The sequence below is a fragment of the Rhizobium sp. FY34 genome (genome assembly GCF_005222845.1).
Lineage (GTDB): Bacteria > Pseudomonadota > Alphaproteobacteria > Rhizobiales > Rhizobiaceae > Neorhizobium.
Genome location: NZ_STFZ01000014.1, coordinates 304,102 through 326,374, shown reverse-complemented (window position 1 = coordinate 326,374; position 22,273 = coordinate 304,102). Strand labels below are relative to the sequence as shown.

General features: G+C 57.8%; 20 protein-coding genes. 4 read left to right on the top strand and 16 right to left on the bottom strand.

Annotation, left to right across the window (positions count from 1 at the left end; translation table 11 throughout):
- Positions 1-61: 61 nt before the first annotated feature.
- The 4 genes from E8M77_RS12430 to E8M77_RS12415 form a co-directional block, all read right to left on the bottom strand.
- Positions 62-442 carry a VOC family protein gene (locus E8M77_RS12430; protein ID WP_137130940.1) on the bottom strand — a complete coding sequence of 127 codons (381 nt, stop codon included), beginning with the start codon at positions 440-442 and terminating at the stop codon, positions 62-64.
- Between the two features lie 50 nt (positions 443-492).
- Entirely contained in the window at positions 493-2,001 is a 1,509-nt protein-coding gene (locus E8M77_RS12425; protein WP_137131104.1) for a tripartite tricarboxylate transporter permease, read from the bottom strand.
- Between the two features lie 11 nt (positions 2,002-2,012).
- Entirely contained in the window at positions 2,013-2,459 is a 447-nt protein-coding gene (locus E8M77_RS12420; protein ID WP_137130939.1) for a tripartite tricarboxylate transporter TctB family protein, read from the bottom strand.
- Positions 2,460-2,527: 68 nt separating this feature from the next.
- Positions 2,528-3,502 carry a tripartite tricarboxylate transporter substrate binding protein gene (locus tag E8M77_RS12415; RefSeq protein ID WP_170975839.1) on the bottom strand — a complete coding sequence of 325 codons (975 nt, stop codon included), beginning with the start codon at positions 3,500-3,502 and terminating at the stop codon, positions 2,528-2,530.
- Positions 3,503-3,824: 322 nt separating this feature from the next.
- Here E8M77_RS12415 and E8M77_RS12410 point away from each other — a divergent pair, with 322 nt between their 5' ends.
- From E8M77_RS12410 to E8M77_RS12400, 3 genes are read left to right on the top strand one after another with little or no spacing between them, the layout of a single operon-like run.
- The gene (locus tag E8M77_RS12410; RefSeq protein ID WP_137130938.1) at positions 3,825-4,706 is read left to right on the top strand and encodes an NAD(P)-dependent oxidoreductase; all 882 of its coding nucleotides are present in this window, start codon (positions 3,825-3,827) and stop codon (positions 4,704-4,706) included.
- Entirely contained in the window at positions 4,703-6,406 is a 1,704-nt protein-coding gene (locus E8M77_RS12405) for a dihydroxy-acid dehydratase (RefSeq protein ID WP_137130937.1), read from the top strand. The genes E8M77_RS12410 and E8M77_RS12405 overlap by 4 nt, the downstream gene beginning before the upstream one ends.
- Positions 6,407-6,419: 13 nt before the next feature.
- Positions 6,420-7,763, top strand: coding sequence for a Gfo/Idh/MocA family oxidoreductase (locus tag E8M77_RS12400; RefSeq protein ID WP_137130936.1), 1,344 nt, complete (start codon positions 6,420-6,422; stop codon positions 7,761-7,763).
- A gap of 166 nt (positions 7,764-7,929) precedes the next feature.
- Here the strand turns inward: E8M77_RS12400 and E8M77_RS12395 are convergent, their stop codons facing one another.
- The 12 genes from E8M77_RS12395 to E8M77_RS12340 all read right to left on the bottom strand — a co-directional run bounded on the left by E8M77_RS12395 (position 7,930) and on the right by E8M77_RS12340 (position 21,431).
- A complete protein-coding gene (locus E8M77_RS12395; protein ID WP_137130935.1) occupies positions 7,930-9,078 on the bottom strand; it encodes a helix-turn-helix transcriptional regulator in 1,149 nt (382 codons plus the stop codon).
- Between the two features lie 225 nt (positions 9,079-9,303).
- Positions 9,304-9,795 (bottom strand): flavin reductase family protein, encoded by a 492-nt coding sequence (locus tag E8M77_RS12390; protein ID WP_137130934.1) that lies wholly within the window; start codon positions 9,793-9,795, stop codon positions 9,304-9,306.
- 70 nt (positions 9,796-9,865) lie between these two features.
- Entirely contained in the window at positions 9,866-11,047 is a 1,182-nt protein-coding gene (locus E8M77_RS12385) for a M24 family metallopeptidase (RefSeq protein ID WP_137130933.1), read from the bottom strand.
- Positions 11,044-11,985 carry a D-2-hydroxyacid dehydrogenase gene (locus E8M77_RS12380; protein ID WP_137130932.1) on the bottom strand — a complete coding sequence of 314 codons (942 nt, stop codon included), beginning with the start codon at positions 11,983-11,985 and terminating at the stop codon, positions 11,044-11,046. Before E8M77_RS12380 ends, E8M77_RS12385 begins: the two co-directional genes overlap by 4 nt.
- Positions 11,986-11,996: 11 nt before the next feature.
- Positions 11,997-12,437 carry a heme-binding protein gene (locus E8M77_RS12375; protein ID WP_137130931.1) on the bottom strand — a complete coding sequence of 147 codons (441 nt, stop codon included), beginning with the start codon at positions 12,435-12,437 and terminating at the stop codon, positions 11,997-11,999.
- Between the two features lie 36 nt (positions 12,438-12,473).
- On the bottom strand, positions 12,474-13,748 hold the full coding sequence (locus E8M77_RS12370; protein WP_137130930.1) for an MFS transporter: 1,275 nt from the start codon (positions 13,746-13,748) through the stop codon (positions 12,474-12,476).
- Between the two features lie 71 nt (positions 13,749-13,819).
- Complete coding sequence (locus E8M77_RS12365) at positions 13,820-15,292, bottom strand: carotenoid oxygenase family protein (protein ID WP_137130929.1); 1,473 nt, start codon at positions 15,290-15,292, stop codon at positions 13,820-13,822.
- Between the two features lie 272 nt (positions 15,293-15,564).
- Positions 15,565-16,464, bottom strand: a complete 900-nt coding sequence (locus E8M77_RS12360) for a VOC family protein (protein ID WP_170975838.1) — start codon at positions 16,462-16,464, stop codon at positions 15,565-15,567.
- Positions 16,465-16,492: 28 nt separating this feature from the next.
- Positions 16,493-17,692 carry an acyl-CoA dehydrogenase family protein gene (locus tag E8M77_RS12355; RefSeq protein WP_137130927.1) on the bottom strand — a complete coding sequence of 400 codons (1,200 nt, stop codon included), beginning with the start codon at positions 17,690-17,692 and terminating at the stop codon, positions 16,493-16,495.
- A 36-nt stretch (positions 17,693-17,728) separates the two neighbouring features.
- Positions 17,729-18,718 carry a dihydrodipicolinate synthase family protein gene (locus E8M77_RS12350; RefSeq protein ID WP_137130926.1) on the bottom strand — a complete coding sequence of 330 codons (990 nt, stop codon included), beginning with the start codon at positions 18,716-18,718 and terminating at the stop codon, positions 17,729-17,731.
- Positions 18,719-18,774: 56 nt separating this feature from the next.
- Entirely contained in the window at positions 18,775-20,181 is a 1,407-nt protein-coding gene (locus tag E8M77_RS12345) for an aldehyde dehydrogenase (RefSeq protein WP_137130925.1), read from the bottom strand.
- A gap of 77 nt (positions 20,182-20,258) precedes the next feature.
- Positions 20,259-21,431 carry an autotransporter outer membrane beta-barrel domain-containing protein gene (locus tag E8M77_RS12340; RefSeq protein ID WP_137130924.1) on the bottom strand — a complete coding sequence of 391 codons (1,173 nt, stop codon included), beginning with the start codon at positions 21,429-21,431 and terminating at the stop codon, positions 20,259-20,261.
- 214 nt (positions 21,432-21,645) lie between these two features.
- On the opposite strand from E8M77_RS12340, the gene E8M77_RS12335 reads away from it, so the two are divergent.
- A complete protein-coding gene (locus tag E8M77_RS12335; protein WP_137130923.1) occupies positions 21,646-22,245 on the top strand; it encodes a nuclear transport factor 2 family protein in 600 nt (199 codons plus the stop codon).
- Positions 22,246-22,273: the final 28 nt, after the last annotated feature.

Genomic DNA, 22,273 nt, shown 5'->3' with positions numbered 1-22,273 from the left:
GGTTTCGCCGCACATACCCTTCAAGGTGGGGCAGAGATGTAGCCCCACGTTCTGGATCGAGTTAGAGATAGACCGAAATCTCTACCAGATTCTGATCCGGGTCACGGAAGTAGACTGATCTTATAGCTCCAGTGGCCCCCGTTCTGTTGATCGGCCCTTCTTCGATGACAATGCCATGAGCTTCTAGGTTTGCCATGACCTCTTCCAGAGGGACACTGCTGATGAGGCAGAAATCGCCGCTTCCCTTGGTTGGATTCGCAGCTTTCGGCAGGAATTCCGCACCCGCCTGATGAAGATTGATCTTCTGGCGGCCGAACGCCAACGCCTTTCGTCCCTCTCCAAACACAACCACATCCATCCCGCAAGCCTTGCGGTAAAAGTCACAAGTTGCGTCTATGTCCTGAACGGTCAGAACGAAGTGATCAACGCGGTCAATCTGCATGGTGGTATCCTTCCAATCGTGTCATTTCTAGTAGCTGGTATTCCGAACGGTTAACCGTCTTCATCTGCCATGGCCTCTTCACGGCGACGGCGAACCGAAGGTAGAAAACAGAGCGCAATCATTCCTGCCGCCATGATCAGCAGAACCAGACTGATCGGGCTGCGCACGAAGACCGTTAAATCACCCCGGCCAATCAGAAGAGCCTGCCGGAGCTTTTCCTCCATCAGGTCCCCCAGAATGAAGGCGATTACGAAAGGGGTGCGCTCGAAGCCGAACTTCACCATCGCATAGCCGAGAAAGCCGAATACCCCTACCATTGCCACGTCGAAGGTAGAATTTCTCAATGAAAAGACACCGATGAAACAGATCAGGATAATAGCCGGGAACAACAGACGGAATGGGACGCGCAGGAGCTGCACCCAGATTCCGATAAGCGGCAGATTTATGATCAGCAGCATGATGTTGCCAATCCACATACTGGCGACAAGGCCCCAGAAAAGATCGGGCTTGGAAGACATGACCTGCGGTCCGGGAACAAGACCCTGGATCATCATGGCGCCAATCATCACCGCCATGACTGCATTTGGCGGAATACCCAGTGTCAGCATCGGTATGAAGGCCGTCTGCGCGGCTGCGTTATTTGCGGCTTCCGGCCCGGCAACGCCCTCTACGGCTCCCTTTCCAAACTCATCCGGATGCTTGGAAAGCGTTTTCTCCGTAACGTAGGAGAGAAAGGGAGCAAGCACTGCCCCATTGCCCGGCAGGATGCCCAGAATCGAACCCAGCACGGAACCGCGAAGCGCTGCGGGTGTACCGCGGCGGAAATCGTCTTTCGAAGGCCACAGATTGCTCAGCTTCTCGGAAAGGATAGAGCGCTGCTGTTTGCCTTCCAGATTGCTCAGGATCTCCGCGATACCGTAGAGGCCTACGGCAACGACAGCAAACTCCACGCCATCATAGAGATCCAGCAGGCCAAATGTCATTCGTTGCGCGCCGGTCTCGATGTCCGTTCCGATCGCGCCGAGCAGCAGGCCGAGGAATACCATAGCCGATGCTTTCACCAGGCTTCCCGACGCGATGACGACGGACATGGTGAGGCCGAAAACCATCAGCGAAAAGTATTCTGTGGGACCGAAGGAGAGTGCCGCACCCGCGAGGAGCGGCCCGAAAACCGAAATGACCAGCGTGGCCAGTGTGCCAGCAAGAAAGGAAGCAAGAGCGGCACTGGCAAGAGCTGCACCAGCACGCCCGCGTCGCGCCATCTGATAGCCGTCGAGAGCTGTAACAACCGATGTGCCTTCCCCAGGCATATTGACCAGTATGGCGGTGGTTGAGCCGCCATACTGCGCACCGTAGTAGATACCAGCAAGTATGATCAGCGAACCTGTAGGGTCGAGCTGATAGGTCAGCGGAAGCAAGATCGCCAGCGTCGCGGTTGTACCGAGACCAGGAAGCACACCAACCAGCGTTCCCACCAGCACGCCGATAAGACAGTACAGAAGGTTCGATAGAGAAAGGGCCACAGACAGGCCGAGCCCGATATTGGAAAGAAGCTCCATTGTCGTCTCCTTCACGTTGACGGCCAGATGGGAAGCGGAATCCCGAGGAAGTAGACAAAGAGCAGCAGACAACCGGCGCAAACGATCAACGGAAAAATCATCAGCTCCTTGAAACGACGGTCAGGCGCAGCAAAGCCCGCCAGTCCCGCTGCAAGAACGCCTGAAATCGCCGCGCCGAGAGGCTCCAGACCGAGCGCGAAAACTGCAACGGATGCGGCAAGCGCCGCCATGCCGACATATGGCAGTTTACCGATACGCTCACCGGACTTCGTGATGCCCCTGAAGACGAAATAGAGGCCATACAAGGCCAGAATGATTGCAGAAAGCTTCGGCAGACCGCCCGAGCCGAGGCTTGTTCCTTGCGTTAGCGATAAAGCGGAGACTTGATACCACATGATTGCAGCAATCGACGTCAACCCGGCTCCGCTGAAGAAGTCACGTTCGTTTTGGATGCGCATCCCGTTCAATCCATAAATGTTGGTGAAGCAACGATTAGACGGCGGTGTTTGTCACCGCCGAACCATTCTTACTGTTGTACGGTGATGCCGGTCTGTTTGATGATGTCGCTCCAGACAGCCAGTTCGCTTTGAGTGAAGGCCTTCAGCTCGGCAGGGCTCATATATTTTGCATAGGCGCCTTGCTTGATCGCCTGCTCTTGAAATTCCGGGCTGGACACCAGGTCCTTGATCGCCAAAGAGAGCTTTTCAGTAATCGGTTCTGGCGTGCCGGCAGGTGCATAAAGTGCAAACCAAGCAGTCAGGTCGAGCCCAGGTACGCCCGCTTCCGTGGTTGTGGGCACGCTCGGCAGCAGCGGATGACGTTCCTTGGCGGCTAGAGCCAGACCCTTGGCGGCACCGGATTGGATGTGGCCGACGGCCGACGGCGGTGTGGTGATGAAAAGATCCACCGAACCTGCGATAAGGTCGGTCAGCGCGGGCCCGGCACCCTTGTAGGGCACGTGAATCATCTTTGTGCCCGTCAGGCGGGCCAGCTGTTCGGCTCCGATTTGCTGCAAGGATCCCGGACCGGACGATGCGTAGGTAACTGCGCCGTTCTTTTCACGCGCGTAAGCGATGAAGTCCGACAAGGTTGTGACAGGCAGTTTACCGTTGACCAAAATTACATGCGGTGCAGTGACGGCAAGCGCGACTGGATCGAAGCTCTTGATGGGATCCCAGGCCAGATTGGTGAAGAGAGCCGGATTGGTGACCTGGTAGCCGGAATAGGTGACGAGGAGCTTGTAGCCGTCAGGTTTGGCACGGGCCACTTCGGTAATACCGATGTTACCGCTCGCTCCCCCTTTGTTTTCAACAATGAACGTTTGGTTGAAGCGTTTCGACAGACCTTCAGCAAGCATGCGTCCTGTGATGTCTGTCGTTCCGCCAGGAGAAGAGGGGACCACAATCGTCACCGTTTTCGAAGGATATGCGTCTTGAGCATTCGCGGGTCCCAGAGTGCACATCAAAGTTGCAGCTGCGACAAATAGCCAATTGCCGGTCATACTAAACCTCCCTGTTTGTATGATTAAGTTCCGAGTCTGTGGTGTGTCCTCCAACACCAGTCCAACCCGGCGTCTGCAATGCACCAGAGCCGGCCGACCTTAACCAGTCTTGATTGGTGATGAGCACCATCGCGATCTGCGATGGCGGATTTGCGAGAGGAGTCTCGTGTCGCATACGATATGCTGGGATAGAACGCAGCTATTCGTTGGCAACAATGAGTCCAGCCATCGCGTTTCAAGACGGCAGGCCTCGCCAACGACAACTTTTGTGGGTTCAAAGTCCCAGTAAGTTGACCATCACCGACAAGCAGGGAGGATTGCGATGGAGGTCGCGTTTGTGGGACTGGGTCAGATGGGGCGACCGATGGCGGTCAACTTGTCCAAAACAACGGATTTGATCGTATTTGATGCAAATCAGGATTCTAAGCGCGGCTTTGGCCGAGTTGCTGCCGATCTTTCTGATCTTGCTGCGGCCGATCTCATCCTGCTGTCTTTGCCGCGAGCGGAGATCATCGACAGCGTTTTGTTTCAAAGTGGTCTGGCCGACAGGCTGAAGCCAGGTACGATCATCATCGACACCGGAACAACTGACGTCTCCGAAACCTTGAGGTTTGCACGTAAGCTGTCCGAAGCCGGTTTGCGGTTTCTGGATGCGCCCGTATCTGGCATGCAATCGCGCGCTGAAGATGGGACACTCACAATGATGGTTGGCGGCGATAGCACCTTGCTGAAATCGCTGGAACCTTATCTTTCGACGATGGCAAACTCAATTCTGCACATGGGTCCCGAAGGCGCGGGGCAGACCGCCAAGCTGATCAATCAGCTGCTATTCGATATCAATGCTGCGGCCATTGCGGAAATTGGGCCGCTCGCAGTTCTTATGGGGCTGAATCCAACGGCGATTTCCGACGTCATCAATTCCGGAACGGGCAGAAGCTTTGCCAGCGAGTTTTTCCTGCCACGCATTCTGGAGGCTGATTTCAGTCAAGGTTATCCGCTGGCGGCAGCCTACAAGGACATTGCATCCGGGTTGCGTCTGTGCGCCGAACGCCAGATCCCCGCACCGGTCCTTTATGCCGCAAGCGCCACCTATCAGCAGGCGCTGCGTGAAGGGCATGGAAGCAAAGACAAGGGGGCAATGATCCTTGTCTTTGAGAATTTGCTGAATGTGAAGTTCCGGGCAGATAAGGTAGAAGTCCAATGACAGGCAAGGGTATTGAACGGGGGCTGACGAATTACGGCGATCGGGATTTTGCGCGATATCTGCGCATGTCATTTGCCCGCTCCATGGGGCTGTCGCGTGAGATGCTGTCCCGCCCGATTGTCGGCATTGCCATGACGCCTTCGGGCTTCAACAACTGTCACCGGACGATGGATGAACTGGTCGAGGCCGTATCCAGAGGCGTTCTGGCCGCCGGTGGCCTGCCGCGGCCGTTTCCTACCATCTCGCTGGGGGAGGTTTTCCTGGAGCCGACATCCATGGTCTATCGCAATCTGATGGCGATGGACACCGAAGAGATGGTGCGTGCCCAGCCCATGGATTCCGTCGTTCTGATCGGGGGCTGCGACAAGACGGTTCCTGCCCAGTTGATGGGTGCCGTGTCGGCCAATCTGCCTGCAGTGCAGCTCGTGACCGGCCCGATGATGACCGGACGCCACAAGGGGGAGCGCTTGGGCGCCTGTACGGATTGTCGTCGCTTCTGGGGCAAGTACCGTGCCGGCGAAGTGGATCGGGCGGAAATCGATCAGGTCGAAGGACGGCTCGCGACGACCGCCGGCACCTGCGCCGTGATGGGCACGGCTTCCACCATGGCCATAATTGCGGAAGTTCTCGGCATGTCGTTGCCAGGGACCGCCGCCATTCCAGCAGTCCATTCCGATCGGTTGGTCGCCGCCGAGGAAAGCGGCAGGTTGGCGGTGCAATTAATCGACAAGGGGCCGAGACCTGACGAAATCGTCACCCTGCATTCGGTGGAAAACGCTTTGCGAGTCCTTATGGCCGTATCCGGCTCCACGAATGCCGTTGTCCATCTGGCTGCTGTTGCCGGCCGTGCTGGTATCCGCATTTCGCAGGAGCGATTGAATACGATCTCAGACGAAACGCCGGTGCTGGTTGATCTGAAGCCCGTCGGGGCCGGTTACATGGAAGATTTCCATTCCGCAGGTGGCGTCGGGGCTGTGCTGAGAGAAATTCGCCATCTTCTGCATCTGGATACGATCAATGTGACCGGTCAGACACTTGGTCAGCGATTGGAGCAACCGACGGATTGGATCGATAGCAAAGTCATTCGTCCTCTCAGCAATCCGGTATCGCCTGTTGGTGGCCTGATCGCGCTGTCGGGAAATCTGGCACCGGGAGGAGCCATCTTCAAGCGTGCCGCTGCCACGCCAGAGCTGTTCGAGGTTGAAGGCAGGGCCGTGGTCTTTGAAAATCTGGCAGACCTTGCCGCCCGTATCGACGATCCGGAGTTGGATGTCGAAGCCAATGATATTCTCGTCCTCAAGAATGCTGGGCCGGTTGCGGCAGGCATGCCGGAAGCGGGCTACCTACCGATTCCGAAGAAACTCGCCAAGCAGGGTGTGAAGGACATGGTGCGTATTTCCGATGCCCGCATGTCGGGAACCGCCTTCGGCACCATCGTGTTGCATATCGCGCCGGAAGCACATGTCGGCGGCCCCCTGGCCGCAGTCAGAAACGGAGATCGCATACGTCTGTCCATTCAGGAGAAGCGGCTCGATCTCCTGGTGCCTGAAGCCGAAATCCGCGATCGACTTGCCGGTGTAAAGCTACCGCCGGCACCGCCCCGAGGCTATCGGGCGCTCTATGCCAAGCATGTCACGCAGGCCGCAGAGGGTTGCGACTTCGACTTCCTGACCGCTGCACCACCATCTGATAAAGCCTAGAAGGTAACCGATCATGAATCTGTTTTCCAAACTCGCCGCACGCGCGGCCGAGAACGACCCCGTGCGCATTGGATTGATCGGCGCCGGGAAATTCGGCTCGATGTTCCTTGCGCAGTTGAACCGGCTGCCAGGAATTCATCTCGTCGGTATATGTGACCTGTCGCCGGATCGGGCGCGCAGCAACTTAGCGCTAGTGGGCTGGCCGCAGGCGCGTTTCGCCGCCGCCAGTCTGGATGATGCAGCGGCGAAGGGTACAACCTATGTCAGTGATGACTGGCAGGCATTGGTCAAGCACCCCAAGGTCTCCATAGTCATTGAAGCGACCGGCAATCCGCTGGCAGCGGTGGAGCATGCACTGGCAGCATTCGACGCCGGGAAGGACGTCATCAACGTCACCGTCGAGGCCGACGCCTTCTGCGGTTACGGACTGGCCGAAGCTGCCAAGGCAAAAGACGTCATCTATTCGATGGCCTACGGAGACCAGCCTGCCCTGGCATCCGAGCTTGTCGATTGGGCTCGCACGGCAGGCTTCCCGGTGGTGGCTGCCGGTCGGGGCCATAAGTGGCTACCGCATTACCGGGCTTCAACACCGGAAACCGTTTGGGATCACTGGGGTCTGACGCGGGAACAGGCAGAACGCGGTCGCCTCAATCCGAAAATGTTCAATGCATTTCTCGACGGTTCGAAGCCTGCGATCGAAAGTGCGGCCATCGCCAATGCGACCGGCCTTGCCGCACCAGCCGAGGGGTTGAAGTATCCGCCAGGCTCCATCGAGGATATTCCGGGCCTGATGCGACCGGTCTCCGAAGGTGGCGTGCTGGATGCCAAGGGCATGGTTGAGGTCGTTTCCTGCCTCACGCGCGACGGCAAACCGATCGCAAACGACATCCGGAAGGGCGTCTGGGTCGCCATCGAGGCAGATACGGAATATCTGAAGAACTGCTTTGAAGAGTATAACGTTACCACCGACCCGTCGGGACGCTACATGGCGCTGACGCGTAAATGGCATTTGATTGGTCTCGAACTGGCCGTTTCGGTCGCCTCCGTGGCGCTGCGCAGAGAGGCAACCGGCGTTTCCCGTTATTTCAATGCCGATGCAGTTGCTGTTGCAAAACGCGATTTGAAAGCCGGCGAGACACTGGATGGCGAGGGCGGGTATACCGTGGCCGGCGGTCTACGTCCGGCGGAACGATCCGTTGCAGAAGGATGGTTGCCGCTTGGCCTTGCGCATGGTGTGCGGCTAAGGGTTGATGTGCCGGAAGGAAGCGTCGTCAAATCGACAGATGTTGATCTGGACGATCGTCTACCGGCGGTGCGCCTGCGCCGTGAGATGGAGCGCAAGTTTAGGGGAAGATAAGTACCGACTTGTTGACAAATTGGACTTATCCGATTGATTTGAAAGACTTAAGCTCCTTGAGCCTTTCAAATCAAAAAGTTGCTCATGCGCGCGTCGCCCTGATCAAACTCTTCCCCTTGAAGGATCAGCCTGTTCTTGAGCGCAGCAATTATGCGTTCAAGTGCTTTCAGAGTAGGGCCAAACTCGACATCAACTTTCGCATAAGTTCGGATTGTCGGGATGTATGCGTTTTGAGGAAGAGTACTCTCAAGTGACTGCGCAGGGTGTTGCGGCTGACATTCAGATGAGCAGCCGCTTCATCCAGGCTCATACCTTCCGTCAATAGACGAGCCAGCCTTGCTTCTGCTCCAGTCAAATCGAACATCCATTTGACACGTTCCTCCGAGACGCCGCTATCCGCGTTCAGATCGCGGAACATGACCATGATCGAAGGGCGCTGATGAAATTCACCCTGTACCACACGATGCGCCATTTGCTTCACGACAACGCCGAGTGCTGCATCGTCGTCGATTCGCTCAAACCGGCATGCAAGACTGGTACCCGCCGTCGCGTTCGCTGCATTCTGGACGAGACTCTGGAGTTCGCGATTGCGCGCTGAAGACTTGGCGCGCAATCGTCCGCCGGAGACCAGAAATCCTCGCTTTTCAAGACGTTTTTCAGCATCGTTTCCCACATATTGCAGGATCCGCATACTGTCGTCGACAAGCACGACGCCGATATCGAGCCGCTCGGTTACCGTATCAAGCATGCGCGATTGCATTTCCATCTCGTTCAGGCGCACCCGCAGTTTGATAAAACGCGCGATGTCCGGCAAAAGCGACGAGAGATAGGCTAACTCATCTTCCATGAAGCGGCCCGCAAGTTGGCTTCTGCAGATCCGCAAACTGCATATCATGCCAGGTTTTGCGGCCAGATCGACGCCCATCACATGGAACACGCCCATGGGTTTAAGGAACTGCTGATAGAAATCATTGCTGTTCCATGTTCCTTCATCTTGGAATTCCTGAATGACTACGGGGCGCCCTACAGGCAGGTTCACGAAGGGATCTCTGACCCTGAATGTATCCAGATAACGTGCCTCTTGACGAGGACCGTTCCATTGGGTCGACTGATCGGTGGAGATCGTAATGCCGGATATATTCGAAGGCGAATCGGCAGCCCGGAAGATCAGGGCCGCGTGTTCGACCGAAAGCTTGCGGCGAATGGTGAGGACGCCTGCATCGAGGTCTGGAAAGTCGCCGTCGTCAGGGCTGCTTCCAAACATCAGGTGGGAGAAGCCCAGGGAGGGCATGGCACTGAAGGGTTCATTGCGCATGTTGGCCAACCCCACGCACGGGGTTTTGTGAACCACCGACCGAACTGGGTTTTTCCGCACACGGCAACTCAGGTGTCGGCGTGACGGGTGATACGATGGCCAGCGCCTCCTGCCATCGCCTGCCGTTCCCCGCGCACTTGCCTTCGCATACACTTACATTGCAAATCTTCATACCTGCACACATGCGATGCTCCTCCATTCGCGTTGCAGTGGGTGAATTGCGGCTCAGATTGCTGCGGGCATGCTGACCTTGCCAAACTGTCTGCGGTAGTGGACGAGAACGTCGCGGTCGTCGCTGACCTTGGTGCGCAAAACATTCCCGATCAGAATTGCATGATCGCCGCTGACGAAATGCCCGCCGGCTCCACATTCAAGCACGGCAACGCTGTCCTTCAGAAGCGGAACGCCTTCTGCAGAAAGATCGACCTTCACGCCGCTGAACTTGTCGATGCCCTTGCTCGCAAATCCCATGGCGAGCGCGCTGTCTTCAGCATCAATGAAATGCACGGCGAAATGGCGCGAATTGACGAAAGCATTGTAGCAATAGGCGGTGTTGGCCAGACATACGATGATCGACGGCGGCTTCAGCGACAGGGATGAAAATGAAGTCGCGGTAAAGCCGTAGGCGCGACCTTCCTCATCGGTCGTTGTCACCACGACCACACCGGCCGGGTAGCGTGCCATGGTAGCTTTGAAGCTCTGTATCAGGTCGTCCATTCTGGGTTCCTCCTGCAATCGTTCGAACCGGCGCTTGCAGGATCAACCTGCCAGCACCCTCTTGGGTCTCTCAGACATATTTCTCGAAAATTTTCTTCTCAGTTCGGTGGAGGCATTCGCTGACGCCATTTGCTTCCACGATGTAGTTGTCGCAGATCACTGCGAAGACCGATCCGTCGTCATAGCTTGGGTGCACCGCTAGACACATCCCCGCGGCGAGCGGCATCGTCTCGTCATGGCGGATCAGGGGACGCTCCACCAGATCCTGTCCCTGGCCGTGCGCGTAAAGACGTGTTTCAACCGGCAGGCCCTCTGCCTGCATCCAGGCATCGTGCGCCTGGGCAATATCGGCCGGCAATGCCCCGGCTCGGATCAGGGAGAGAGTGTGATCCTGCGCGCGACGGACATTGTCGAACGCCTGGAGCAGTTTATCGCTGGCCGTACCCAGAACAATCGTACGGGCGATTTCGGTATACATTCCACACGCGCCATTGACTTCAATCAGAAGCGTAAGGTGGTCGCCCGCATGTAATTCCCTGCCCTGAACGGCGCGACCGCCAAAGCGGGCCGACGAGCCGAGTTGCGCGGACACGCCGAGAAGAATGCCCTGGTCGCTGCCACGCCGGTGCGCTTCTGCCTGAGCAAAATTGGCGACATCGATATCCTTCAGGCCGGGCCGTATGAAATCGAGAACCTGTGCAAATATATCGTCCTGCAGATGAGCAACCTCACGAAGACGGCCCAGCTCTTCTTCACTCTTGACCGCCTTGAAGGTGTCAATGACATCGGTCGTATCGACCAGCGAGCCAAAGCGCTCCAGAAGCGACTGCATCAACACGTGCGGCAGCGCCCCCGGATTGACCACGCCCACGCGTTTCAGGCCGCGCTGTGTCAGTTCGTCCAGAACTCGATCACGGTCGTAGCCATGGGTGAAATGGGCGGAAGAAAAGGAAGGCATCGTGAGGACACGGCCGACACCTCGATAGGTGGGTTCATCTATCGGAGGAACACGATTGCCGTTAAAGGGGCCCATCTCCACAAGGGTCATTGGCCCTTCCGCGAAGAAAAGAACGGTCCGCGGGTAGCCGGCGGTTGCCGGAAAATCCGTAAACCAGCGAACCATGCCACCCAGCCAGTCCTGCGCGCCCTGCATCACCAGCACGTCAATATCGGCCTCGCGCATCCACTGGCGCACCAGCGACCAGCGGCGGGATAATTCCTGATCGGAAATGCCAGAGCGGAAGCGTGTCATGCATGATTCCTCGAAACAAGATTTTCAAGCCCGTCGATATCGCCCGCCAGAAAACGTTGCAGGTTGCGGCGCAGCAGCGGCACTGTCTGCTCGGCGTAGACATCGCTCCAGCCGCCGACATGTGGCGTTACGATCAGATTGGGTAATGACCAGAGTGGATTGTCGCTTGGCAGCGGCTCCTGGCTGAACACGTCGCATCCCGCCGCGAACAAATTGCCGGCACGCAACGCCTTGCAAAGCGCGTCCTCGTCGACGCAACCGCCCCGCGAGAGATTGATCAAGATCGACGACCGCTTCATGGATGCAAGGACAGAAGCGTCGATCAGATGATGGGTGGAGGCTGCATAGGGAACCAGAACTATGAGAAAGTCGGCCTCGGCAGCCGCTTCCCGCAGTGCCTCACGCGGGTATATTCTATCGACGCCGGCCATGTCGCTTCTGCCGGAAGAGACGCCCGTTACGCGCATGCCGAAGGCACGGCAGCGTTCAACCAGAGTTTCGGCTATGGCGCCAAGCCCGACGATGCAGGCTGTCTTGTTCAACAGCAGCGGCTGCGGCCACCGCTCCCAGTGGGCTGCGGCCTGATTGGCTATCATGGCGGGAAACTGACGGGCGGCGGCCAGCATCAGCAAGAAGGCCATCTCCGACATTTGCGGACCATGAATGCCGCTGCTGGTGGTGACCGCCACACCACGCCCAAGTGCGGGCATGGCCATAAGCCTGTCCACCCCCGCAGTCAGAGAGTGGATCCAGCGAAGGGCGGGCAGGCTTTCCAGCAGAGAGGCCGGAGTTGAAGGCGCGAAGGCGATCAGAGCCTCCACATCCATCGCGCTTGCCGAAGTGACAGCGGTTGATGGCACGAAGCGGCAGCCGGGAAGATCGGCAAGAGCCGAGCAGTACCAGTCTGCGGCGTCGTCATGGACGATGATCGTCTTCATGCGCCCTCTCCTTAGCCGCGACCGGCAAAGCCGGCTGAGTAGGACAAGCCTGCGGCCTCGATACCAGCAATTGCGCAGGCTTCATCCTGATCGCCAACATCGCCGGAGATACCAACGGCGCCGATCACCTTCTTGTTCTCATCGAGAATGAAGACGCCGCCCGGAAGGGGAGCCAGGCGCCCACCCGCCACGCTGACAAGCGTTGCAAAGACACCCGGCTGCGCTTGAGCGAATTCGGCTTGCTGGCGAGAGGCAATGCCGAGGCCAAGCGATCCCCAGGCCTTGGCAACGGCGATATCCTGGCGCAGCAGACCGGCACCGTCTTCACGCTGGAATGCCACCAGTGCGCCCCCGGCATCGAGAACACTCACGGCGAGTGGGGCAATCTGACGCTTGCGGGCTTCGGTCAAGGCGCCCTCGATGATCGAATTGGCCTGAATACGCTTCAACATTCGTTACTCCTTTGGTGATGTTGATGATCGAAGGGGTCAGACAGCGACGGTCGCTGTCGTCTGGTGTGCAAGCTTGCGCCGAACCAGAAAAAAGCAGGCCGCGCCGAGGCATGCGGAAACAAAAGCCGCAAATCCGATCGAGGAAAAACCAAATGCCTGCGCCATGAAACCTCCAACCGATGGCCCAACGGCGGTACCAATCATCAGCATGGAAGGGGTCGCCGCATTGGTACGGCCGCTTGGCTCCAGAGCAGCCAGCAGCCCGAAAACGAAGGTGTGGACGAAGACCACCGTCATCACCATCATCGAGGTTGCGATCGCATAGGGCACGAAGCTGGTGGAGGTGGAGACCGTGGCGCACAGGCAGCCGTGGAACAAGAGGCCACCGATTGCAACAGTGAGCGGGGCCAGCTTGTTCTGGAGCAGACCTGCAATGAGCGGCGAAATCAGCACCAGAACCGAAGCTGCGATGAGAACCCACTCGATCTGGCTGGAGGTGAAGCCGCGGTAGTTCCCGATCCGCTCGACGAAGGAATTCGTCATGGCTTGTCCGGCTTGCAGAAATACCACCCCGGCAAAACACAGCGCCAGGACGACAGGCGGCGCAGTGGTGCCTGCCCGGTCGCTTTGCAACTGCCTTTTCTCCGGCACCCGTCTGGGCAGGCCGAAAAGCATGGCAGCAACCGCCGCAATGAACATGCCGGCGACGATGGCGAACAGACCGTTGACGCCGAAACGCGCCATCAATCCGGGAGTTGCCCCGAAAAACACGATAGCCCAGATGCTGATGCCGAAATTTACGAAGGCAAACAGGCGATGCGGGTTGATGCTCCGTCCAATGAGGCCATGGATCGTCGCCAGACCGGCACCCGCCCCTGCCCCGGCCACAAAGTTCAGAATGGCCAGCAGAGAGTAGTGCGAAGCCTCATCCCACGACTTCACTTCCGTCATCATGATGAACGCAAGGGCAGCGACTACGAAACCGGTACCTGCAACAACACGCGGCGGCAGACTATCGAACCTGCGTGCCAGCAGCGCGTTGGCGCACAATGTTCCGGCGAGATAGAGCGTAACCAGACTGCCGACGCTGGCAGCGCCAAAGCCGAAGCCGGTCATGAGACCGCTCACCCACAATGGCAGAATAATGAGATCGAGCATGCCGGCGACATGGCCGAGCATCAGAGCAAACCACACGGTGCGGCTCTCTTTGGCTTGCATTTTTCCCTCCCAAGAAACTTGCTTCGCTATGAAAACGTGAAACTGAACAGGATGGCGCCATTCCGGACGCAGCCTAGAAATCGCAGCGGCCATCTTCTGGACGCGCCGACGAACCAATCGGTCCGTCGGCGAACGATCTCAGGCTCCTGCGCCCGGACCGAAAATCACCAGCCGAGTTCGGCGGCTGAAAGCCACTTGCCATGGAAGCCGTAACGCAACCGGAACGGAACCTTGATCGTGGCAACCGGTTCCATCGTAGCGGAGTCGAGGATCACGAAATCGCTGCGGTTTTCCGTTCGACGCTCAACAATCGTGATGATCCATCCATCGCCTTCAGGTGCATCGGCGGATTTCGGCACGAAGACTGGTTCTTCTGGCGCCGATGTCGGACCTGCATAGTAGTATTTGCGCGCACCTGATTGCGTATCAATCCGAACGACAGCGTTGAAGGGAGGTCCGAATGGACCGAATTCCGCAAACGGGCCCAGCTTGGGATTGACGCAACCCATGAAAACATGGCGTGCCTCGCGCATCAGGAAGCGCGGATCGACTGCAGGCATTTCACCCGGATCGTCCGTCAGATCGCGAACCTGGTATTCGTCTGCCAGGCTGTTCATGTCGAAACGCCAGCGCTGTGCAATCGGCGGTGCTTCATGGTGCGGCGGCTGATTTTCCGACGGGAACTGGGAGAACCAGCCAGACTGCTGAATATCGTGATCGAGATAGAGCACCCCGTTTTCATCGAAAGCATTGATCGTATGCGCCTCCATGACGGGGGTGGGGCAGTTGAACCAGCGAATGCCGCCGACGCCGCCCTTGCGCGGAATGACCGCTACCCGTGCACCGCGTTCAGGCATCCAGCGGAAGAAGGGTTCGCCGCGCTTGACCAGTTCCAGATCGTTGACCATGGGATGGATCGTGAAGGCGATGTAGTTCCGGGAAACCAGGAAGTCATGTACCATCGACGCATAGGGGGCCTCGAAGGATTCCGACTGAACGCTCTGACCATCCGGCGAGATAACGTGGGTCCAGATCGTCGTGCTGCCGATACCTTCCGCATTATAGGAGAATGCAATCAGCTCGCCTGTTTCCGGGTCAATCTTGGGATGAGCCGTGAACGTGCCCTGGGTTAGCCGCTTGTCGAAATCGTAATAGCCGATTGTATCGAGCGTATTGGGATCCAGCTCGATTGGCCGGCTGTCTTCCTTCAAGGCAAACAGCTTGCCCGCATGCCAGCCGATGGCCGTGTTGGCCGTGCCGCGCTCCACGCCTTCTGCGGCAGGATCGTCGAAGAAGGGATTGCGATATTTGCCGAACAGAGAGCGACGTGCTTCACGCTCAGCAATGAAACGGGGCGTGCGAACATAGCGCGTTCTCAGATCGGCATGACCATTTTCCAGACGCAGCATCGTGACCATGCCGTCACCGTCGAGGTAGATGGCCTCGCCGAGCAGCGGCGGATACTGCGGATCGGCGGCTGCCTTGTAGTAGGCACCATTCATGACTTCGGGAATGCGACCAATCACCTCAAGGTCATAGACATCCGCCTCCACGCGGCTGGGGGCAAACCAGCCGTCGAATGCGACGCCTTGGGGAAATCTGAGGCCATGAGGCACTGATGGGGTAAACGTGTCCATTTTATCCTCCCAGAACTGAACCGTTCAGTTCATATATTGCGTTCAGAGTTTGCATCTGTCAATGCAGTTGAAGTTATTCTGTATATTTTCTGAAAAATTCACCGCTCCGACAAAACATCAACGCCACATGTCGATGTTTAGAATAGAGCGAAGACTGAATTTCAAACTCAATAATGCAATCGCAGTAGTATATATGCACTGCAATAACATCTTATATTGGGTCGATCCGACGCTAGAGTGTTCATCGAATATCTCTAAAGTAACAGGATCAATCAGGAGCCATCCTTGAACGATTCCGGATGGCGGCTGCCCCATGCGCTGAAACCAGCTGCCGGATCTGTCCATATAACCGGTTCGGCGTCGCGGTTAAGAAACCGCGGCATTTCCGCGCTTAGTTCATACCGGTTGCCACCGGGTGCCCGGAAATAGGCATACAGGTTGCCGCCTATTCCGTGGCGTCCAGGGCCAGCTTCTGCCGGGATTCCGAACTGACCGAGAACATCGAGAGACCGCTTGATATTCTCGAATGTCGATACGTTCCAGGCCAGATGATCGAGGCTTTCTCCGGGGGGGCCTCCAAACATCGCGACATCGTGATGATAATCGCCGACGCGCATCCAGACAGCTGCCACATTTCCATCCGGCATGACGGAAACATCCGAGGCCCGGAAACCCAGAACCTCGCTCAGACACTTCATATTCAAGGCAAGACTGTCGCCGACCCGCAGCGTGATGTGGTCGACGTCTACCGGACCTATGCCCCATGAAATGCCTGCAGACCGCCGGGCAGGATGGAGATATTTGCTACTGGCGGCGGCTGTCACCAGTGCCACAACATGACCAGATGGCAGGGTGAAGGACAGGCTTTCAGCAATGCCTGGCGCAGGTGCACTTTCGCGCCAACTGTCCAGTCCTGCTTCCTGCAATCTGCTCTGGTAACCGATAAGATCATCGGCACCGTCAACCATCAGGGCAAACCGGGGCGCCCCGCTTCTTCCGGCCGGATCTTCCGTCAGGATCAGATCGAGGCCATCGTCTCCACCTGCACCGAGATAGGCCCGACCGGCGGATTGCGCGATGATGTTCAGTCCGAGAACCTGGGTGTGGAAATCAAGACACGATCCAAGGTCTGGCACACGAAGTTCAGCAAAGGCGAGCTTTTGCAATGGCATGTTCATTCAACTCCCGAAACAGCCGCACTCAGCACATCACCGGCGGAATCTCGCCGCCCAGCAATTGTCCCCCAAGGTTTTGCAGCATGGGGTCAAGGTTCATCGCCACGTGATTGGCGCCTGCCAGCACGTTGCGCAGAATGGCCTGCATATTGTTGTCCAAGGAAATACCGCGCCCTCCGGTGGTCTTGTAGAGGGTCAGCACGGCCTCCTCGCAATCACGGCCACATTGGGCAATCTCTGCGATGTAATGCATACGCTGCTCGACCGGGATCGCTTCGCCCTTGGAGATGTAATCGTCCATCTCCGCGAATATAGCGCTGTAGCGCGCCTGCGCAGTGCGAACCAGAACTCGTGCACGGCCAACCCTCATGCGCACGAAGTGATCGTCAGCGGCCGCCTGTTTGCCATTCCCGTTATCTGCCGAACCAACGCGAACCGACATCTGCTCAATTGCTTCGTCCACGCCGCCATTCGCACCGCCGATAATGGCCGCGCCGAGAACCGCGTTGAACACGATCCAGAAAGGATAGCGGAAGTTGCGAGACAGCTTGTCCTGTCCGATCATTCGATGGGCATCGACAAGGCTGAAGCTCAGATGCTCCGGCACAAATACGTTATCGATGTCGAGGTCCTTGCTGCCCGTTCCCGCAAGACCGAACGGATTCCACGACTGTGGATCGATCCTTGCGTCTTTCGTAGGGATCAAGGACATGCGGAAGTCCTTGCCCTTGCCGTCCAGATTGGCAACGAGCCCGCCGACGCCAACCCAGTCGGAATGATCGATGCCGCTGCTGAAGCGCCAGCGTCCATTCAATCTGAAGCCGCCTTCTACCCGCTCCAGCGCTCCAAAGGGAGCAACCGAAGAAGCAACCAGTGCGTCAGGGTTCTCACCCCAGATCGTTTCACAGGCAGCCTCACCCATGAGAGTAACCTCATACTGGTGCAGGGCAAGAACGAACAGCACCCAACCGGCGGACATATCTCCCCGGCCAACCTCGAAGACGACACGGCAGAGAGTGAGAGGCGATAGCCCAAAGCCCCCATAGGCAGGCGATTGCAGGATCTTGAAGAAGCCCGCCTTGCGGAAATCATCAATTGTTTCGGTCTGCAGCATGCGTGCAGCCTCGGCGGCGCGAGCACGCCGCTTGAGTTCCGGCATCATTGCGCGCGCCTGCTCTATCAGGCCTGCTTCGCGCATGGCATGGTCCAAAACTTCGGCATTCATTGTCCGATCTCCTCCTTGAACGGGAACACGCCTTGATCAGCGGCTTGCATATCGCTTGTGGAGCGAAGCCCAGGCCTCGCCAGACCGACGGGCGCCCGCCACATAATCGGCCGGTGCTTCACGATAGGGCGGCCGCACAGGTCCGGCACGCATCCAGCCGGCTGCGTCCATACGGGCCTTTTCCAGAATGATGTTATATTTTGAGAATTCAGCGAAATCGCCGTTCGGAAAGAAACCCGCTTCCGCTTTGTGTATGTCGCTGTCCATGGCTTGAACGGCGCTCCAGTCATGGCTTGCCTTGGCGAAGGCAACCGCATCGCGCAGCGCAAGCACCGTATTGGGGCCGGTGGTCGCAGAACTGGACCAGAAGGCGGAGACAGCGTCTGGATGAAGCTCGGCAGCCTTCGGGTATTCAACTTCGTTTGGAAGTAAGGCAATTCTGCCGCCGACGGCTTCGAGGTCTACGGCAAGGCGCGCCATGGACAGGTATTTTGCGCTGACAATCTGCGGGATCGAGCTTACGCGCGACCAGAACGACGTCGGGTAATCGAACTTGAATGCCTGCGGATTGGCATAGAGGCAGATGGCCACATCAGGGCAGGCTTCCGCCACATCCTGATAGAAACGCACTGCCGTATCCTCGTCGCAACGCACCCACATCGGCAACCCCAGCATTGTTCCGCTGATGCCAAGATCGGGGAGTTGACGGGTCTGCTCGATCGTATCGCGTGTGTTGAGCGTGGTCGTGCCGCCGAAGACCGGCACGCGCCCGCGCGCCGCCTCGGCAATCGTTGCCATGAAGCTGCGCTTCTCGCCCCAGGTGAGCGTCGCACATTCGCCGAATGTGCCCAGCGACAGAATGCCATCCACGCCAGTCGTAACCAGCGCATCCACCACCCGCGCCGCCTCGTCAAGGTCCACGGTAGTGCTTGAACCGATATCGCCCACTTCGCTGTTGGACGGTGTCGGAACGATGGCCCAGACACCCTTGATATCGGCGGCGGTCAGTTCAAATCGTTTTGTCATGATCTTCATTCTCCATGCAGAAGCCCGTGCGCCCGAGACGGGCGGCGTAGATGGGATCAAATCGGGTAGTGCCTGTGGCCGTGCTGGATCGTGAGCGTCTTCAGTTCCGTGAAGAAATCGATGCTCGGTTGTCCATTGAAGCGGCCATAACCGCTGGCCTTCACACCGCCAAAGGGAACATGCGCCTCATCCTGAACGGTTGGACCATTGATATGAACCAGTCCGCTTTCAATCCGTCGACCGACGCTCAGTGCACGATCCACGTCGCGCCCGAAGATAGCGGCTGCAAGTCCGTATTCGGTATCGTTGGCAACTCGAACCGCCTCGTCCACGTCCTTGACGCGGATCACGCTCACGCAGGGGCCGAAGGTTTCCTCATGATAGACCTTCATGTCCGGAGTGACATGATCAAGCAGAATTGCATCGACATAGGTATCCTCCACGCGGCCACCAGCCCGCTGCGTTGCACCCTTGGCAAGTGCATCGGCAACCAGATCGGCAACACGCTTGACCGCATTCTGGTCGATGACCGAACTGAGAACCGCATTGGTTTTCGCCGGATTTCCAGCTGTCAAAGTCGCGGCCTTGGCAGCCAGTTTCTCGACGAAGAGATCGGCAACCCTCTCATCCACAACCAGCTTTTCCGTGGACATGCAGATCTGCCCCTGATGCATGTAAGCGCCGAATGCGGCAGCGCTGACGGCCTCGTCGAGGTCGGCATCATCGAGCACGATGAGCGGCGCCTTCCCACCCAGCTCAAGCAGAGCGGGCTTCAGATGACGTCCAGCAGTCTCGCCGATGATGCGCCCCACACGCGTCGACCCGGTGAAATTCACGCGGCGCACTTTGGGATGGGCAATCAGGGCCTCCACGATTGCAGCGGCATCCTGAGCCTCGTGGGTCACGAATTCGAGAACGCCCTCGGGAACACCCGCCTCCAGGAAGAGATCCACGATCGTGCGATGGGTGCGCGGGCACAGTTCCGACGCCTTGAGGACAACCGTATTGCCGCAGGCGAGCGGCGTTGCAATCGCACGGACCGAGAGGATGGCCGGTGCGTTCCAGGGCGCGATGCTCAGGACTACGCCCGCAGGAATACGCATCGCCATAGAAAGGTTTTCCATGTGATCGGATTGAAAGACCTGGCCGGTAATCTGGGTGGTCAGCGCCGCCGCCTCGCGGATGAGAGAGGCAGAAAGCATGGCATTGAAGCCGATCCAGGCCGGCGCGGCACCGGTTTCAGATGCCATCGCCTGCGCAAGGCGTTCCTTGCCCGCCTCGAAGAGATCAGCCGCACGCAGAAGAATGCGCCGACGTTCGGTCGGCCCCACTTTCGACCATTGATCAAACGCTGCAGCTGCTCGGTCCGCTGCCTGAAGGGCTTGCGTCAGCGTCATGGACGATACGGCAGAAACCGGATCAGCTACGCCCTGTTGGACATGAGATGGTAAAGCGTTATCCATGATATTTTTCCTCCACTGTCATGTTCGACCCACATTGCGTGGCGGACTCCTTCCCGCCACGCGCAGGTGCGCAATTGTCAAAATGAGAATGCAAGCACGGTCGAGAAGGTCTGATACTGACGTTCGCCGTTCAAACCCTGCCGCAGCTTGTAGCCGACATCCAGTCGCTGGCCGTAGGCAGTCAGCGTGAAGCCTGCACCTACGACGGCGTAGGTCGGATCCTTCTGGAAGAGCGCCAGATCGTGGACGTATTCATGCTCAATGCCGACTGTCATATTGGGCAGGAATTGCAATTCCGGTGATAGCGCCTGCTCCTTTTCAAGCCTAAGCGTTGCAAGCAGAAGGCCATAATCCTCTGTCCGCCCGGCAGCGCCGGAGACAAGAGCACCCATGGAGTTGCGCACTTCTTCAAGATAATTGCGCTGGAACGTAATACCCACGGACGGGTGCAGAACGAGACCATCCGGAATCCAGTTGGCATCCTTTTTCGTATAGGTGCCAACGAATTGAACCTCTCCATAAAGGTGGTCGTCGTTCTGGCTATAGCTGATAGGCAAGACACGACCCGGCGCAATGTACTGCGTGAGCTGGAAATCATGCTGTCCGCTTTGCCATTCAGCCTTTGCTTCCAGACCCCAGTTGTTTCCGAAATCCTTCGCGTAAAAGCCCTGAATGCCCCAGGCTTCCCACTTGTTGTTGAAATAGCTGCCCAGGGCGTCCGAGGTGATATCCGTATCTATATCGCGACGCTCGTAGCTTGCGCCGATGCCGAAGATCTGGCTGGGATCTGTCGCATGGAAGAACTGCACCGCCGCACGCCGCACATCGCCATTGTTAGACAATGCAGTGTCCGAGGCGCCATCATCCCAGGTGCCGACGGCAGCCAGGCGTATGAAATTGACGCCCTCCGACGACGGCAGCTCGAACATGACGCTGACCGGGGCAATATAGAAGAGCTCGCGGTCACGGTAATTCGGCTGCGGCACGCCAGACGGTAGCGAGGTTGCATAACCGTCCGTTGCGCGCGCCCCCCCGATGCGCGCCTGCATCGACCCCATCAATTCTTCCGAAAACAGCGGCTCAAGCAAACCCGCCTTCGACAAGTTCGCGCTTGTCAGGATGCCGAGGCTCGGCTGCCCACGGGGCGGCGCGCCGGCGCCGATATCTGCTGCGAGAGCAAACACCGGCACAGCGGTTGACAGCAGCAGTGACAGCGACGAACAGGTAATAGACTGCAATAGCTTGGCCATTCATTCCTCCCAGAATTCTTCCATCGGCGGGCGACAACCATCCCCTCTCGAGGCTCTCGCTCGGCATTACGGTGCGCACTTTCGCTGAATGAAGGCAGGGCAGCATCATCCGAACGGATGAGGCAGAGCATGAAACGAAGCCTTAGCGTCAATTTCGAAGGTGCCTCTGAGCTTCAGCCGCTCGCCGCACCGGTAATTCGCAGGGAGGAAGACCATGAAAGCAGAACGCGACGCCATCCGGGATCTTATTGAGGAATGGGCGCTCACGCGCGATGCGTGCCTTTGGGAGAGGTTTCGCACATGTTGGCACCCGGACGGACGGATGATGGCGACCTGGTTTCAGGGGACGCCGGATGAATTCATCGAGATAAGCAAGGCTGCTTTTGCCAAGGGTGTTCGTATTCTGCATTTCCTCGGTGGAACGCTGATCGACATCAAGGGAGATCGTGCGATCGCACAGACGAAGATGACCATCAGCCAACGTGCCGTGGTCGAAGGTGTGTTGTGCGATGTGGTTTGCACCGGCCGATTCTATGATTTCATTGAGCGGCGCGATGGACGCTGGGGCATTGTCGTGCGTCAGCCGATCTATGAGAAGGACCGGATCGATGCCGTCAATCCGATGGAGCGACCTGTTCTGGATCAGCAACGTTTGAACAGTTTTCCAGAAGGCTACCGACATCTGGCCTATCTGCAGACCGCCATCGGCTACAAGGTCAAGCCGGACATGCCGGGTCTGGTGGGACCGGAAGTGGAAGCTCTCTATTCTCGTGGCGCGGATTGGCTGAATGGCGGATCGCCGTTTGTGGGCTAAACGCCTTTCAGTCGTTGTCGGGAAGCCA

What these genes read in the sequence shown, in the direction of transcription:
- E8M77_RS12390 (WP_137130934.1), bottom strand. Translation starts at nt 9,795, where the DNA reads ATGGACGACCTGATACAGAGCTTCAAAGCTACCATGGCACGCTACCCG.
- E8M77_RS12400 (WP_137130936.1), top strand. Translation starts at nt 6,420, where the DNA reads ATGAATCTGTTTTCCAAACTCGCCGCACGCGCGGCCGAGAACGACCCC.
- E8M77_RS12425 (WP_137131104.1), bottom strand. Translation starts at nt 2,001, where the DNA reads ATGGAGCTTCTTTCCAATATCGGGCTCGGCCTGTCTGTGGCCCTTTCT.
- E8M77_RS12365 (WP_137130929.1), bottom strand. Translation starts at nt 15,292, where the DNA reads ATGGACACGTTTACCCCATCAGTGCCTCATGGCCTCAGATTTCCCCAA.
- E8M77_RS12385 (WP_137130933.1), bottom strand. Translation starts at nt 11,047, where the DNA reads ATGACACGCTTCCGCTCTGGCATTTCCGATCAGGAATTATCCCGCCGC.
- E8M77_RS12340 (WP_137130924.1), bottom strand. Translation starts at nt 21,431, where the DNA reads ATGGCCAAGCTATTGCAGTCTATTACCTGTTCGTCGCTGTCACTGCTG.
- E8M77_RS12370 (WP_137130930.1), bottom strand. Translation starts at nt 13,748, where the DNA reads ATGGCCGCTGCGATTTCTAGGCTGCGTCCGGAATGGCGCCATCCTGTT.
- E8M77_RS12410 (WP_137130938.1), top strand. Translation starts at nt 3,825, where the DNA reads ATGGAGGTCGCGTTTGTGGGACTGGGTCAGATGGGGCGACCGATGGCG.
- E8M77_RS12355 (WP_137130927.1), bottom strand. Translation starts at nt 17,692, where the DNA reads ATGAATGCCGAAGTTTTGGACCATGCCATGCGCGAAGCAGGCCTGATA.
- E8M77_RS12350 (WP_137130926.1), bottom strand. Translation starts at nt 18,718, where the DNA reads ATGACAAAACGATTTGAACTGACCGCCGCCGATATCAAGGGTGTCTGG.
- E8M77_RS12430 (WP_137130940.1), bottom strand. Translation starts at nt 442, where the DNA reads ATGCAGATTGACCGCGTTGATCACTTCGTTCTGACCGTTCAGGACATA.
- E8M77_RS12380 (WP_137130932.1), bottom strand. Translation starts at nt 11,985, where the DNA reads ATGAAGACGATCATCGTCCATGACGACGCCGCAGACTGGTACTGCTCG.
- E8M77_RS12395 (WP_137130935.1), bottom strand. Translation starts at nt 9,078, where the DNA reads ATGCGCAATGAACCCTTCAGTGCCATGCCCTCCCTGGGCTTCTCCCAC.
- E8M77_RS12375 (WP_137130931.1), bottom strand. Translation starts at nt 12,437, where the DNA reads ATGTTGAAGCGTATTCAGGCCAATTCGATCATCGAGGGCGCCTTGACC.
- E8M77_RS12360 (WP_170975838.1), bottom strand. Translation starts at nt 16,464, where the DNA reads ATGCCATTGCAAAAGCTCGCCTTTGCTGAACTTCGTGTGCCAGACCTT.
- E8M77_RS12420 (WP_137130939.1), bottom strand. Translation starts at nt 2,459, where the DNA reads ATGCGCATCCAAAACGAACGTGACTTCTTCAGCGGAGCCGGGTTGACG.
- E8M77_RS12415 (WP_170975839.1), bottom strand. Translation starts at nt 3,502, where the DNA reads ATGACCGGCAATTGGCTATTTGTCGCAGCTGCAACTTTGATGTGCACT.
- E8M77_RS12345 (WP_137130925.1), bottom strand. Translation starts at nt 20,181, where the DNA reads ATGGATAACGCTTTACCATCTCATGTCCAACAGGGCGTAGCTGATCCG.
- E8M77_RS12335 (WP_137130923.1), top strand. Translation starts at nt 21,646, where the DNA reads ATGAAAGCAGAACGCGACGCCATCCGGGATCTTATTGAGGAATGGGCG.
- E8M77_RS12405 (WP_137130937.1), top strand. Translation starts at nt 4,703, where the DNA reads ATGACAGGCAAGGGTATTGAACGGGGGCTGACGAATTACGGCGATCGG.